Below are 14,730 nucleotides of genomic sequence, written 5' to 3'. Positions count from 1 at the left end.
TCTCGTCCAGGTGTACTTTTAATAATTGCCTTTTGGAAAACTTGGAACAATGGATTACTTCTTTTGTTGAATATCTTCCAAATCTGGTTATGGCGATTTTGATTTTTTTCCTCTTTTTGTTTGTGGCCAGATTTATTGAGAAGTTTTCCAAAAGGCAATTATTAAAAGTACACCTGGACGAGACGATCAGTGGATTTTTAAGCAGATTGATTTTTTTGGCGATCATAGTTGCCGGGGTAATGATGTCCCTGTCCATTTTGAACCTTACGGGTACAGTCACTTCCATTTTAGCCGGCTTGGGCATTATTGGGCTAGCCCTGGGATTCGCTTTTCAGGATACAGCAGCCAATTTTATGTCGGGAATTTATATCACTTTTCAACAACCCTATGCCATAGGTGATGTGATAGAAACCCATGATGGGATCATGGGAAACGTCGTAGATATTGATTTGAGGGTTACAAAAGTCAAGACTTTTGATGGACCGATAGTTTATGTGCCCAACCGTTTTCTTTTTCAGGAAAACTTTACCAATTACACGGAAGAGGGCAGAAGGCGGATCAGGGTAGATGTGGGCGTGAGTTACGGCGAGGATCTGGAAAAGGTCGAACGCATTGCACTTGAAGCCGCCAGGGATGTGCCCGGAAGGATTAGCGAAGAGGATGTCAGCCTGTTTTGGAAAGGTTTTGGAGATAGTTCGATAGACTTTTCAGTAAATATCTGGCTGGAATATTCCAGAGAAAACCGGGAATACATCAGGGCAAAAAACCAGGCTATCAAGAACATAAAAAAAGCATTTGATGCGAATGGTATCATGATTCCTTTCCCTATCCGAACACTGGATTTTGGGATAAAGGGGGGAGTTCAGCTTCACGAACAATTGATTGAAACAGAAAAAATAAGGTCTATGGGAGGTGGCAAGGATTGAGAAAACACAAACGCCGGATTATTGAATCCGGCGCCTGTAGACACTACTCAAATTAAATATTTTTCAATTTATCTTTCTTCTTCAGAAAAAATCATTTTTTCCAGATCTTCCTTTGCTGCTCCTGTTTTTTGCTGCAATCTTCCGATCAGCTGATCTTCCTGACCTTCAGCATAAGCTAAATCATCTTCAGTCAATTCCCCGTATTTGGCTTTTAATTTGCCTTTTATTTCGTTCCAGTTTCCTTTTAATTTTAAATTAGTAGACATAATTTTATTGGTTTTAGTCAAAAATAATTTTCTTATTTGTTTATGAATTGTACAATTACTGTTCCAAAACTCAAATAATATGACAGAATTGAAACTTCCTGGTCATTTACGGGCACTTACTATTTTGTTGTTGTTAATTGTGATCGTATTCATTTTAATCATAGGTAGGAGTCTTCTGATTCCACTCATGCTGGGAGGATACATCGCCATGCTGCTGATTCCAGCCTGTACCTGGATGGAGTCAAAAAAAATTCCCCGGCCAATCGCTGCTTTTGTAGCCCTGTTGACCTCTCTTGCGGCCATTGTAGGCTTGATTGTTTTGGTAATCCTGCAGGTGAAAAGTTTCTCTTCAGATTTTGAGGATGTTACCGGGAGGCTAAACAAATACCTTTCTGATATAGATCAATTGGCTACAGACTGGTTTGGGGCCAATCTGGGTATTAAAAATGGGATCGATAAATCCCAGCTTTTTGAATTACTGGAATCCAACAGTGAAACGGTATCCAATTTTTTGCTGTCTACCATCGGTTCCTTGACGGGGGTAGTGCTATTGCCTGTATTTATTTTCTTTATGTTGATTTATAGGGACCATTTGGGGAATTTTATTGCCAGGCTATTTGAGGAAGAAGAGGAAGGAAAGGTAAAATCGAAAATCAGAGACCTCAGAAGGGTGGTCCAATATTACATCATTGGCATGCTCAAGGTGATGGGTATTCTTGCTGTTCTGAATACGGCCGTACTGTATGCCCTTGGAGTGAAGCATGCCATTTTTTTCGGGCTTTTTGCTGCGTTGCTTAACATCATTCCCTATCTGGGGCCCTTTCTGGGGGCTATATTGCCATTTATTTTTTCATTTTTAACCATGGACAGCCTGTTTTACCCATTGATGGTAGTGGTTTCCTTTACAGTAATTCAGTTGATAGAAAGTAATTTTCTTACTCCAAAGATTGTTGGTGGGAATGTAAGTTTAAATGCCCTGGTAACATTTTTGGGCCTGTTGATAGGAGGGGCCATCTGGGGGGTAATAGGCATGATCCTGATTATTCCCACTCTGGCCATTCTAAAAAGGATCTTTGAACTAAAAAACAGCACCAAACCCTTTGCTTATTTGTTTGGAGAAGAAGAGGTAAAACCAATATTTAAAAGGGAGAAAAAATGAATCACATTTTAAATACCATCCTTGTTTGCATCTTCCTTGGGCTAGTATCCTGCGATTCTATTGAAGACAAAAAAGGGAGGTTTTTATTGAAGGGAAATAACGAATTAAAGGAAGGAAATACCAAAGGGGCCATTTCATACTATGATGAAGCCATAGCCGTTGATCCTGAATTCAGGGAGGCCTATTTTAACCGGGGCATGGCCTTGCACAGACAATTAAAATTCCCCGAAGCTATCGCCGATTATAGTCAGGCGATCGAAATCGACAAGACCTATCGTGAGGCCCACATCCAAAGAACAATGGCTTATCTGGATTTTGGTGAAAATTATAAAGCCCTGGAAAATACAAGGACCCTGTTGTCCATGGATGAACAGGATGTACAGGCCCACTTTTTACAGGGATTGACATGGACTGCTTTGAAGGAATATGTTGAGGCAAAGAAAGCCTTTGATAAAGCCCTGTCCCTGGACCCTGAAAATGTTGAACTCTATATCAATCTGGCCACTGTAAACTATCATCTGGAAGAATGGGATGAGGCTAAGATGAATTTATCCCTGGCAAAAAATAAGGATCCTGAACATAGTATGATCTATAACCTGGAATCCCTGCTTTATTTTGAGGAAGGCGATTACCAAATGGCACTGAAGCAGGTGGAAAGGGCTATTGAATTGGAGAAGGACGACCCATATTATTACAATAACCGGGGACTATATCAACTGTACCTGGGTAATCTTGAGGAAGGCTTAAAAGATATCAATTTCAGTTTGAAGCAAAATAGCCGCAACCTGTATGCCCTTAGAAACAAAGGGATCTATTACCATAAAAAAGGGCAGATGGATCTGGCGGACCGTTTTCTCAGGGAAGTGTATGAAAAGGATCCAACCATAGGATTATTGGACGAATACCTGTCTGATGTGCAGTAAAAACATGGAGGGTTACCATAATAGGTTGTTATACCATTCAGGAGTGCAGTCAGGATTTTGTTTGTGCCTATTCACCATCACAGAGTGAGCAGGCGGGGTTATCATCCTTTTCTAAAATAAAAAAAAGGCCATGGATACAGACCATGACCTTTTTTAAGAATATATAAAATGGGTATTAAATTGCATTTTCCTTTACCAGGTTAAGTGCCGATCCGGCCTTGAACCACCTGATCTGTCCAGCATTGTAAGTATGGTTTACTTTGATCTCATCTTTGCTACCGTCACTGTGGTTGCAAACCACAGTTAATGGATTACCGGGAGCAAAGCTATCCAAACCGATTATATCCAATGCGTCATCTTCCTGAATCAAATCATAATCTGCCGGATTGTCAAAAGTCAACGCCAACATCCCCTGCTTTTTAAGATTTGTCTCATGGATTCGGGCAAAGGATTTTACCAGGATGGCCCGCACTCCCAAAAACCTTGGTTCCATGGCAGCATGTTCCCTGGATGAACCTTCTCCATAATTTTCATCGCCAACGACCACGGTGCCGATATTGTGCAGTTTGTACTGACGCTGTACGGCCGGAACTTCGCCGTAACTGCCATCCAATTGGTTTTTGACTTTGTTGGTGGCATCGTTGAAAAAATTGACCGCACCAATCAAAAGGTTATTGGAAATATTGTCCAGGTGGCCTCTGTATCTCAACCAGGGTCCGGCCATTGAAATATGGTCTGTGGTACACTTTCCTTTTGCCTTGATAAGTAGTTTGAGTCCTTTCAGGTCAGTTCCTTCCCAGGGTTGGAAAGGTTCCAACAGTTGAAGTCTTTCCGAATCGGGAGCTACTTTTACCTCTACTGTTGAACCGTCCTTTGCGGGTTCCTGGTAGCCTGCATCCTCCACAGCAAAACCTTTGACAGGAAGCTCCAGTCCGGCAGGTTCTTCCAGCTTTACCTGTTGGCCATCTTCATTGGTCAAGGTGTCTGTCATGGGGTTGAATGTAAGGTCACCTGCAATGGCCAGGGCCGTAACCACCTCAGGCGAAGCTACAAAAGAGTGTGTATTTGGGTTTCCATCCGCTCTTTTGGCAAAATTCCTATTAAAAGATGTAATGATGGAGTTTTTTTCCTGCTTATCAGCACCATGCCTCGCCCATTGGCCTATGCAAGGGCCGCAAGCATTGGCCAGAACAACCCCACCCATTTTTTCGAAAATACCCAAAAAGCCATCTCTTTCTACTGTAAACCTCACTTGTTCGGATCCCGGAGTGATGGTGTACTCTGATTTGGCTTTCAGTTTTTTATCTACTGCCTGTTGTGCCAGGGAGGCGGCCCGGGAGATGTCTTCATAAGAAGAGTTGGTACAGGAGCCGATCAGACCTACTTCCAGCTTTTGCGGCCAGTCGTTTTCTTTAACAGCCGCTGCAAATTTAGAAAGGGGCCAGGCAAGGTCTGGTGTAAATGGACCATTGACATGAGGCTCCAACTCTGAAAGGTTGATTTCGATGACCTCATTGAAATAATCTTCCGGAGAAGCATATACTTCAGGGTCTCCAGTCAGGTGTTCCCTGATACCATTGGCAAGATCAGCAATTTCGGATCGGTCAGTTCCCCGTAGATAAGCCTCTGATTTTTCGTCATAGCCAAAGATGGAGGTGGTAGCACCTATTTCAGCTCCCATATTGCAAATGGTACCTTTTCCGGTAGCAGAAAGAGATTGCGCTCCTTCCCCAAAATATTCTACGATGCATCCTGTACCACCTTTTACAGTGAGAATACCTGCGACCTTCAGGATCACATCTTTGGCAGAAGTCCATCCTGAAAGTTTCCCTGTAAGCTTGACACCGATCAATTTGGGGAATTTAAGTTCCCAGGGCAATCCTGCCATTACATCGCAGGCATCTGCGCCACCTACGCCAATAGCTACCATGCCCAAACCACCTGCATTAGGTGTATGGGAATCTGTGCCAATCATCATTCCCCCCGGAAAGGCATAATTTTCCAGGACCACCTGATGAATGATTCCTGCGCCTGGCTTCCAAAAACCCAGGCCATATTTGTTGGACACGGATGAAAGAAAATCGTAAACCTCCCTGTTTTTATCTTTTGCTTTTGCCAGGTCTTGATTGGCACCCACTTCGGCTTGAATGAGGTGATCACAATGCACAGTGGAAGGCACTGCTACCTTTGATCTGCCGGCTTGCATGAATTGTAGCAATGCCATTTGTGCCGTCGCATCCTGCATGGCCACGCGATCAGGTTTAAAGTCCACATAGGAGACTCCTCTTTCGTGCTTTTCACTCGCCTCTCCTTCGGAAAGATGGGCGTAAAGGATCTTTTCAGTGAGCGTGAGCGGTCTGCCTTCTGCTTTCCTTGCTGCGGCTATACGCCCGGGAAATGCAGCGTAAACCGACTTGATCATATCTATATCAAAAACCATCGATTATGAAGTTATATTGTAGATTGTAGAAAATTCAATTGAGCGGCAAAGATAAGAAAACCAGCCATTATCCGGTTATTTTGGCACATTTATATCTTTATTTATAAAGGATTTAAAAAAATTAGCCCTGTTTTTGCGGACCCATTACCCGCTGGTGGATTTCCTGGTCAAGGTTTAAAAGAAATTGGAGGGTATCCACCTTGTCGGCGTAATCTGATACCTCAGGACATTGGGCATTTCCCATATTAATGCTTCCATCAAACCAACCATCCCGGGAAACCATACATTGAATTTTATTCTCCTGTTCTTTTAATTGGTTTCGTAGCATGGACAAATCAGCGTAATATTCAAAATAGACCACCGCAATTGGGGATACCAACTCTCTGCTTTCTACCAGCAACAAGTGCCCGTTGTCAAAATGAGGACTGCGATTGACCAGGTATTTTGATTTATTATAATCATAGTTGTTAAGGTATTTGTGGTGATCAATGACCTGATTGGCAGGTTCCATTCCTTTAAGAAAGGCCTGCAATGATTGCTGATTGGGTACGTATATTTTGGACACATTCCTGCAGCCCAGGCCATAGTATTGGAATATATCTTTGGAGAGTTTATTCCAGTCTTCTTGGGTTTCATTCCCGTCAAGAATGGCCACTGAAGTTCGGTTTTTCCGGATGATATGCGGATACCGGCCAAAATAATAGTCAAAATACCGGGCAGAATTATCACTTCCTGTGGCAATGTAGGCATCCATACCGTTAAGCCTTTCTTCGAAAGAAACAGCCTGGACCAATTCGGGAGAAATCTCCCCTAATTTTTCTACCAACCAGGGAATCAAAATTATATCTGTTGAGGAAAGCTTGATTTTAGCCCGATGGCCTGACAGCAGGACACACAGCAGATCATGGAATCCTACTCCGGGGATATTGCCGGCCATAATAATACCTATATTCCTTTCTTCAAAGTGTTCATTATCAGGGAATTTATAGGAGCTTACCCATTGCCGTACTTTTTCAGGGGAAAGGTATTCCAGGATGCCTTCAAGTGCCAGCCGGGATTGTTCAGGAGTAAACCAGCTGTTTTGATCGTGCATCCGCTTGAATAAGAAGTTTTTTTCTTCGGGAAGATTTTTTATATGTTGCTCCCATCCTGATAGTTGGATTAATCTTTCGTTCAAATTCATGGAGAAGGCTCCTGCTTGTATGGATTAGTGAATAATTTCGTGAAAATGAATCCAAAGATAAAAAAATTGTCCCGAAAAGCAGGTTATTGACTGGTGTAAATAGTTAGTGTGGCAATTAATGTATAGCGTATTTTTGACTTATGTGGAATTATTTTCCTTGTTAGATTGTATTTTGGTTAGTAGTTTTGCAACCAAACAAAAAAAGAGAAAAAAATGGCAATCATGATAACCGATGAGTGCATCAATTGTGGTGCATGTGAACCAGAATGCCCGAATACCGCCATTTATGAAGGGGGTATAGAATGGACCTGGGGAGGAGGTACGGAATTAAAGGAAGTCACTTTAGATGACGGTACGGTAGTGAGTGGAGATGAAAAGCAAGAGCCTGTATCCGATGAATTTTATTACATCGTTACGCAGAAGTGTACGGAATGTACCGGTTTTCATGAAGAGCCGCAATGTGCGGCAGTTTGTCCGGTTGACTGTTGTGTAGACGATCCTGATCACAGAGAGACTGAAGAAGAGTTGATGGCCAAAAAGCAATTTATGCATGGAGAATAGCTGGATTCTCAGACTAAACCATCTTTTGTACTCATAAAATTGTTTTTTCCAATAGGTAATTTGAACAATATCCCATAATTTGAAAAAAAAAACGTTCAATAACTTGAATTTAATAATTGAATTGATTTAACTTGGCATTATATTCATTTTTAAAAAAATAAATGTTTGGATAGTGGAAAATAACAAAGATTACGAAAGAGATGAGATTTTCACCAAAAGGGTAAAGGCTGGCAAGAGGACCTATTTTTTTGATGTGAAAGCTACACGGTCCAATGATTACTACTTGACCATAACAGAAAGCAAGAGAAAAATCAAAGACGATAATTTTTTTTACGAGAAACATAAAATTTTCTTGTACAAGGAAGATTTCGCCAAATTTGTGGAGGCACTTCAGGATGCAGTAGATCACGTTAAAAATGACTTGATGTCTGATTTCGATTTCTCTCAATTTGATACAGAGCCGGAGCCTACAGAAAGCAATAATGAGAACAATAAGTTTGGAGAAGATCTGAAGTGGGATTGATAAACCTTCAGTCTTATTTATTTTCAGGACGAGCTGTATAGCTGAATAATGGTGTTACGAATCAGTATATGGATTTGTATTTAACGGATCCATGAACAGGTTCGTTTTTTTGTTATTTTTGATTTATGGTCAAGGTAATCCTCACAGTGGTAATTGTTACCATACTGGTTTTTTTAGTGGGCTGGTATTTTTCTGATATCAGTTTGTATTTTATTTTCTCGATTGTACTGGCTTCAGCCCTTCGTCCATTGACCAATAAGATCAACAACCTCTATGTTTTGGGGCAGCATATTCCACGGGGCATTGCTATCATGCTTTCTTTTTTAGCGATTGTTTCAGTTGGTTTTTTATTGGTGCTCTTGTTTACGCCTCTCATTCGCTCACAAATAGAATTATTAAAAGACCTGGACATCAATTACCTCTATGACCAAATTCAGCGGCCCATAGACAATTTGGAAGCCATATTGATACAATTAAACCTTATCAACAATGAACCTGGATACCTGATCGATTTGGTAAAGGAAAACCTGATAAGTAGCCTCAATGAAGTGAATGTTCAGGGTTTTATCAATAGGGTGATTTCTGCCACAAGCACCTTTTTTATCGGTATTCTTGCTGTGGGTTTCATTACTTTTTTTCTCCTTCTGGAAAACGGATTGTTGCGGAGAAATCTGATGAATTTCATCCCCAATAAATATTTTGAGTTGTCTGTAGCTACTTTTCACAAAGTGGAAAGATTGCTGTCCAATTATCTTTTGGGTTTATTGATACAGATGTCCGTTATATTTTCCATAGCTTCCATAGGCTTAACCATAGCCAATATTGATTACGCCATGACCATAGCCGTTTTTGCTGCAGTGGCAAACCTGATCCCTTATGCCGGCCCAATTCTGGGAGCTACCTTTGGTGTACTGGTAGGGCTGTCTACGGGAGAATTCAGTGCAGCAAGTGAGATATATTTTTTTCTCATAAAGATTCTTGCAGTATTTTCAGTGGTTCAATTGAGTGATAATGTAATTTTACAACCATTTATCTTTTCCAAATCCGTAAAAGCACACCCGCTTGAAATATTTGTGATTATCTTTGTGGGTGCAAAAATTGCAGGGGTATTGGGAATGATCTTTGCCATACCGGTTTATACCATTTTCAGGGTTTCCATCAAGGAGCTATATAAAGGGTATAAAGAATACAGAATATTTAAAATAGACAAGATTTAACATTCATGGGATTAAAATGTGGGATCGTTGGTTTGCCCAACGTGGGAAAGTCAACATTATTCAATGCGATATCGAGTGCAAAAGCCGAAGCGGCAAATTTCCCTTTTTGTACCATAGAACCCAATGTAGGGGTAGTTACCGTACCTGATGGAAGGTTACAGGTTTTAGAGGGATTGGTTAATCCACATAAGGTTATCCCTACGGTTATTGAATTCGTGGACATAGCAGGCCTGGTAAAAGGTGCCAGCAAAGGAGAAGGTCTTGGCAATAAATTCCTGGCCAATATCAGGGAAGTAGATGCCATCATCCACGTGATCAGGTGTTTTGAGGATCCCAATGTAGTGCACGTGGCCGGATCAGTGGACCCGGTATTTGATAAGGAGGTGATCGATACAGAGTTGCAGTTAAAGGATCTGGAATCTGTGGATAAAAAAATTCTTCGCCTTGAAAAAATTGCCAAAAGCGGGGATGCCAAAGCGAAAAAAGCAATGGAAAGCCTGCTAAAGTTTAAGGATGCCCTTAAAGCAGGACAGAATGCCCGGGCAGTAGATGCCGATGCTGATGATTTGGAAGCCATCAGGGATATTCACCTGCTGACCATCAAACCAGTACTCTATGTGGCCAATGTAGATGAGGGAAGCATTCAATCGGGAAATGCCCATGTGGAGGCACTCAAAAAGGAGGTAGCCAAGGAAAACGCAGAAGTGATCCTGTTGTGTGCAGCATTGGAAGCCCAGATTGCTGAATTTGAAGACGAAGAGGAAAAGGAAATGTTTCTGGGAGAATATGGGTTGAAGGAAAGTGGCTTGAACCGTTTGATCGCTGCTGCGTATAAGTTACTGAATTTAATAACCTACTTCACAGCCGGCGTACAGGAAGTCCGGGCCTGGACCATCAAAAAAGGTTGGAAAGCACCTGCAGCTGCGGGGGTGATACATACCGATTTTGAAAAAGGCTTCATCAAAGCGGAAGTGATCAAATTAAAGGATTACGAACAGTTCAAAACTGAGGCGGTCTGCCGTGAAAACGGGAAAATTGCAGTTGAAGGTAAGGAATATGTAGTTTGTGACGGAGATATCATGCATTTTAGGTTCAATGTATAAATATATTCAAATATTATTGTTAAGTTTGTTGCAACTTATTTACCCATAAATTAGTTTATTCCATAAGATTGATGTATTTAATCATTGTTTAACTTTTCATTTTTAACGTCGTGAGAATTAGATTAATATTTTCCTTAAAGAACAAAGGTGCTTACTTACCTTTTCACCACCAGTACATCTTGGCTCAATTTCTCAAAGGTCTGATTGTAAAAGGTGGGCAAGAAGAGTTTTTTAACTACAATTACTTTAACTTCTCTGGTTTGAAAGGTCAAACCAAAGTTAGTAGAAGTGGGTTGCACTATTATTCCAGCTTAGTTACCCTGGTCGTATCCGCTCCTGATGAAGCGTTTATAGATTATTTGTTGGCACAGGTGTTTAAAACCCCCAAAATTGAGTTGGGAAATCTGATTTTGTCCCCTGAATATACAGAAAAGGAAATTGAACCACCGCTGGAAACCTCCAACAAATTTGTTTGTATTTCACCACTGGTTCTCTTGACACCTACTTTTGACGATGAGTCCGGAAAAAGGTTTATCAACCCGGATACGGATGAATTTTCAGATTTGCTGTATGAATCCACCTTGACCAGGATGGAAAAATCTGGCTGGTATGATCAGGAACAAATGGAATCCTTTTACAAGTTTCAGGTAGTTCCTGACATGAACTATGTCAATAAATTGCGCGAGCAGCAGAAGAAATTTGCGAGAATCTATTCTGTCTATGACATGGATGTAAAATATGAAGTACGGGGATACACGCTTCCCTTCACCTTGTATGCCGCCGGAGAAGTACAGGATTTTGTTTTCAAATGCGGATTGGGGGCCTTTACCCACAAAGGTTTTGGCATGCTTGACCTGGCCAATAATATGCCCAGCCAACGTACCGAACCATACAAATTTAAGAGAGAGGGTTTTGTTCCCTACAGATCACAATCGCATGAGCCCAGAAAAAATGATGAAAGGGCGGATGAGGGAAACAGTAGTTCCGAAGAAGAAGAAAATGATTGACAATAAAAACCCGGATTTATTCCGGGTTTTTTTATTACACCTGTATATTTTTTCTTTAGGGGGCGAGATGCCTGTCCCGGGTTTCTGAAGAATCTTCCTTGATTAATTATTCCTTACACGGTGTGGCGATTTGCCCATGATTGGTTGCTGTAATCAAAACCTCCTTTTGTTCGGGTTGAGGACCGTATAGCCGATCAACTCGTCATACCGGGATCCCATGTCCCGGTAGTAGAAAAAGACCTCATACTCGTTTTCGGTCTGGAAATGATTGCCTTCAAAATGTTCCAGGTCCCAGCCTGTATCGGTGCGAAGCCCGTACTGATAATCATACCAACCTTGCTTTAAAAATAAGGTAGCCTGGTAGTTTCCCGATGCCTGGTCATAGACCATTTTGGCATTCTGATTTTTGCCCCAGTTGCTCAATGCCCCCAGGACAAATGGAGGAGAAGACAACTTTTCTGTTTCAAGATTAAAAGTGAGCAAAACATACTCACTTTCCAGTTCGTGATTTTGCCTCTCCACATTAAAAACCCCATACTGACCGTTGATGTCCAGGTACTCCAGATAGCCCTGACCATTTCTACTCTGATCCACACCAGCCTCTGCAAATACCACATCTTCTTCCATCCTGACGGCGGCGATGTTTCTCCCACGGGTCCGTACATAGCGCAGGTCCACAAAGCGAAATTCATTGCCTGCTTCAAAAGTATTGCTGCCATCAAACAATTGGTATTGCAACTGTTTCAGATCTTCCCTGATGTTGTTGTATTTCAACCCGACAATCGCATTGTCCCACCTTTGGTTTTGTCGAATCACCAGGAGGGTGTTATTCAGGGGGTCTATCAACTCCCTGTTACTAAAATTAACGTTCACGTTGATTTGCTGAGAAGTTCTCCGGTCTTCATTTTTGCTGGGTACTACCACTGATGCACCGACTGCGACCTGATTGTCATATACCATAAAGCGCTTGGTTAACAAGGCTTTGGATTCATCCCGGCCACGGTATACTTTGATGATATAATTTCCGCTTCTGTTGACCCTGGGGATTTGAAAAGTATAATGGATATAAGGCACCCTGGTATTGATGCTGTACTCATAATCGTTTACGTTATATTCGTTGTATTGCTCCAGATAGTCCGCATCTCTTAAACCGGACTGAGTCCAGTCTGCATTGCAATGGATGATTTTGGCCAGGTACCTGTCCGCTTCATAGGCTATGTCATCAAATTGAAGCAGCAAAGGCACCGGACTGTTCAGCGGGATGATCGGAGATGTCATTTGCGCCTCAAAATTCCCGGAAGCAGGAAAAAGCTGCACCGTCTGAATATTTTCATCAAAAACCCTGTCCTCATAGATATCCTGTGCCTGAACAAGGCCTGCAGATAAAAGTAAGCAAGTAACCGGTAGTAGGAAAAAAAGGAAACTTTTCATGGCAAAAGGGTTGGTATAACGGATTTCAGGATCCCTGCAGACTTTCAATTTGTTCGGCCAATGCCTCCCACTCCTTATTGAGTTTCGTTTCGTCCTGCCGGACCTGAGAATAGGATGCATTGAGTTCCTGCATTTGGTGCTCATCTTCATAAACGGACGAATCGGCCATTTGATTTTCCAGGGCAAGCTTTTTGTTTTCCAGTAGGGTAATTTCTTCCTCCAGTTTTTCCAAAGCTTTTTCCTTTTCCCGAATGGCTTTTTTTCTGGCAGGATCCTCACCATTGGCAGCGGTTTTTACTACCGGAGCTGGCGTTTCTTTTTTAGGAGGAGTAACTGTTGCTTTCTCAGTTTTTTGAGGTTGCTGAGAACGCCAGTACACGTATTCATCATAGGTACCGGGGTACTCTTTGATCTGATGGTCTTCGATATACCAGATTTTGTTGGCCACTCCCTGAATAAAAAGCCGGTCGTGAGAGACGGTTACAAAGGTCCCCTCATACTGTTGCAGGGCCTGGGTGAGAATATTCACAGACTGTATGTCCAGGTGATTGGTGGGCTCATCCAAAAGCAGGAAATTGGCTTCGGAGATCAGTGTTTTGGCCAGGGCAACCCTGGATTTTTCACCACCAGACAGCACTTTTATCTTTTTAAAGACATCTTCATTGGTAAAAAGAAAGCAGCCAAGTACATTCCTGAGTTCTGTTTCCGTCTTTTTGCTGCCTGCCTGAGCCAATTCCTGCAGGATTTCATTGTTGATTCCCAGTGCTTCCAGCTGGTGCTGGGCAAAGAAGGATTTGATCACATTGTACCCATCTTCCCTGTGGCCCTGTATGGGCTCAGATCCATCGATGATTCTTAGCACAGTGGATTTTCCTTTTCCATTGGCCCCGATCAGTGCGATTTTGTCACCCCTTTCGATGCGGGCATGCGCATTGTCCAGGATTTTAAGGTCACCAAAAGATTTGGAAACGCCATCCAGCACCACCACATCTCTCCCGGATTTTTGCGAAAACTTGAATTTAAAATTTACAGATACCTCATCCCTGACCACTTCAGAAACCCTATCCATTCTGTCCAGGGCTTTGACCCGGGACTGCACCTGGTTGGATTTGGTGGCCTTGGCACGGAAACGTTCGATAAAACGTTCCGTTTGCTTGATCATCTGCTGCTGATTTTCATAGGCATTCTGCTGGATTTCTTCCCGGGCTACCTTTTCTTTTTTGTAATACGCGTAGTTTCCGGCATAGCTGGTCAGGTTCCCCTGTGAAACTTCCACGGTGGTTTCGCTACAGTTGTTCAAAAATGTCTGGTCGTGAGATACCACGACAACGGCACCTTCATAGGATTTCAGGTAGTTTTCCACCCATTGAATAGAAGGCAAATCCAGGTGGTTGGTAGGTTCATCCAGCATCAGTAGAGAGGGCTTTTCCAGAAGCAGTTTGGCCAGCATGACCCGCATTCTCCATCCCCCCGAAAAGGTTTTCAGGGGTCGCCTCAGGTCTGCCGTTTGAAAACCGATCCCTTCCAGCACTTCTTCCGCCTTGGCCTTGATCGTATACCCTTCATGAGCTTCAAACCTTTCCTGCAAATGCGCCAACTTCTCAAGGATCTGTTCGGAATAGTCTGTTTCCATTTGCTTGAGCACAGCGTCAATTTCTTCCTGAAGAGCCAGAGTTTCTTTAAAAGCCTCCAAAGCCACATCCAGAATGCTGTCTTCAGACTGGTAGGAAAGCAGGTCCTGGTTAAGAAAGCCGATGCTGCAGTCTTTGGCCTTTTGGATTTCGCCGCCACTGGGCTGAATGTCCCCATAGATAATTTTCAGCAGCGTGGATTTGCCCGAACCGTTAATACCTACCAGACCAATTTTGTCCTTTGGCTTGATGTGTAGGGAAGCATTTTCGTAGAGGGGACGCCCCCCAATGTAATAAGAGAGATTATTAATGGATAACATGCCGCAAAATTAAGAAAACAAAGTGGTATTTAGCAGGATT

13 protein-coding genes are annotated in these 14,730 nt (G+C 42.3%); 8 read left to right on the top strand and 5 right to left on the bottom strand.

Translation table 11 applies throughout. From position 1 onward, the window contains the following. The coding region (locus HUJ21_RS00865; RefSeq protein ID WP_291366501.1) for a mechanosensitive ion channel at window positions 1–926 on the top strand (926 nt) is incomplete at its 5' end. Window positions 927–994: 68 nt separating this feature from the next. Here the strand turns inward: HUJ21_RS00865 and HUJ21_RS00860 are convergent. Further along, window positions 995–1,192, bottom strand: a complete 198-nt coding sequence (locus HUJ21_RS00860) for a CsbD family protein (RefSeq protein WP_166148576.1) — start codon at window positions 1,190–1,192, stop codon at window positions 995–997. Between the two features lie 79 nt (window positions 1,193–1,271). Between HUJ21_RS00860 and HUJ21_RS00855 the strand changes: the two genes are divergently transcribed. Together HUJ21_RS00855 and HUJ21_RS00850 are read left to right on the top strand one after the other, a co-directional pair. Continuing rightward, window positions 1,272–2,351, top strand: coding sequence for an AI-2E family transporter (locus HUJ21_RS00855; RefSeq protein WP_291366500.1), 1,080 nt, complete (start codon window positions 1,272–1,274; stop codon window positions 2,349–2,351). After that, on the top strand, window positions 2,348–3,274 hold the full coding sequence (locus tag HUJ21_RS00850; protein WP_291366498.1) for a tetratricopeptide repeat protein: 927 nt from the start codon (window positions 2,348–2,350) through the stop codon (window positions 3,272–3,274). The genes HUJ21_RS00855 and HUJ21_RS00850 overlap by 4 nt, the downstream gene beginning before the upstream one ends. Before the next feature lie 175 nt (window positions 3,275–3,449). Here the strand turns inward: HUJ21_RS00850 and HUJ21_RS00845 are convergent, their stop codons facing one another. Together HUJ21_RS00845 and HUJ21_RS00840 are read right to left on the bottom strand one after the other, a co-directional pair. Further along, window positions 3,450–5,714 (bottom strand): aconitate hydratase, encoded by a 2,265-nt coding sequence (locus HUJ21_RS00845; RefSeq protein WP_291366496.1) that lies wholly within the window; start codon window positions 5,712–5,714, stop codon window positions 3,450–3,452. Window positions 5,715–5,835: 121 nt separating this feature from the next. Then, window positions 5,836–6,897, bottom strand: a complete 1,062-nt coding sequence (locus tag HUJ21_RS00840) for an acyl-CoA reductase (RefSeq protein WP_291366494.1) — start codon at window positions 6,895–6,897, stop codon at window positions 5,836–5,838. A 213-nt stretch (window positions 6,898–7,110) separates the two neighbouring features. On the opposite strand from HUJ21_RS00840, the gene HUJ21_RS00835 reads away from it, so the two are divergent. The 5 genes from HUJ21_RS00835 (at window position 7,111) to cas6 (ending at window position 11,308) form a co-directional block, all read left to right on the top strand. Next, entirely contained in the window at window positions 7,111–7,458 is a 348-nt protein-coding gene (locus HUJ21_RS00835; protein ID WP_166148567.1) for a 4Fe-4S dicluster domain-containing protein, read from the top strand. A gap of 172 nt (window positions 7,459–7,630) precedes the next feature. Then, the gene (locus HUJ21_RS00830) at window positions 7,631–7,981 is read left to right on the top strand and encodes a DUF3276 family protein (RefSeq protein ID WP_291366491.1); all 351 of its coding nucleotides are present in this window, start codon (window positions 7,631–7,633) and stop codon (window positions 7,979–7,981) included. 125 nt (window positions 7,982–8,106) lie between these two features. Next, window positions 8,107–9,198, top strand: a complete 1,092-nt coding sequence (locus tag HUJ21_RS00825; RefSeq protein ID WP_291366489.1) for an AI-2E family transporter — start codon at window positions 8,107–8,109, stop codon at window positions 9,196–9,198. 5 nt (window positions 9,199–9,203) lie between these two features. Beyond that, complete coding sequence (ychF, locus tag HUJ21_RS00820; protein ID WP_291366487.1) at window positions 9,204–10,301, top strand: redox-regulated ATPase YchF; 1,098 nt, start codon at window positions 9,204–9,206, stop codon at window positions 10,299–10,301. A 110-nt stretch (window positions 10,302–10,411) separates the two neighbouring features. Next, on the top strand, window positions 10,412–11,308 hold the full coding sequence (gene cas6 / locus HUJ21_RS00815; RefSeq protein WP_291366485.1) for a CRISPR-associated endoribonuclease Cas6: 897 nt from the start codon (window positions 10,412–10,414) through the stop codon (window positions 11,306–11,308). Between the two features lie 153 nt (window positions 11,309–11,461). Here cas6 and HUJ21_RS00810 read toward each other — a convergent pair whose 3' ends face one another. Continuing rightward, window positions 11,462–12,739 carry a DUF5103 domain-containing protein gene (locus HUJ21_RS00810; protein ID WP_291366483.1) on the bottom strand — a complete coding sequence of 426 codons (1,278 nt, stop codon included), beginning with the start codon at window positions 12,737–12,739 and terminating at the stop codon, window positions 11,462–11,464. A 25-nt stretch (window positions 12,740–12,764) separates the two neighbouring features. Beyond that, a complete protein-coding gene (locus tag HUJ21_RS00805) occupies window positions 12,765–14,690 on the bottom strand; it encodes an ABC-F family ATP-binding cassette domain-containing protein (RefSeq protein ID WP_291366481.1) in 1,926 nt (641 codons plus the stop codon). Between the last annotated feature and the right edge of the window lie 40 nt (window positions 14,691–14,730).

The sequence above is a fragment of the Cyclobacterium sp. genome, from assembly GCF_014762705.1.
In the GTDB taxonomy this organism is placed as follows: Bacteria; Bacteroidota; Bacteroidia; order Cytophagales; family Cyclobacteriaceae; genus Cyclobacterium.
This window is presented reverse-complemented; position numbering and strand designations above follow the sequence as displayed.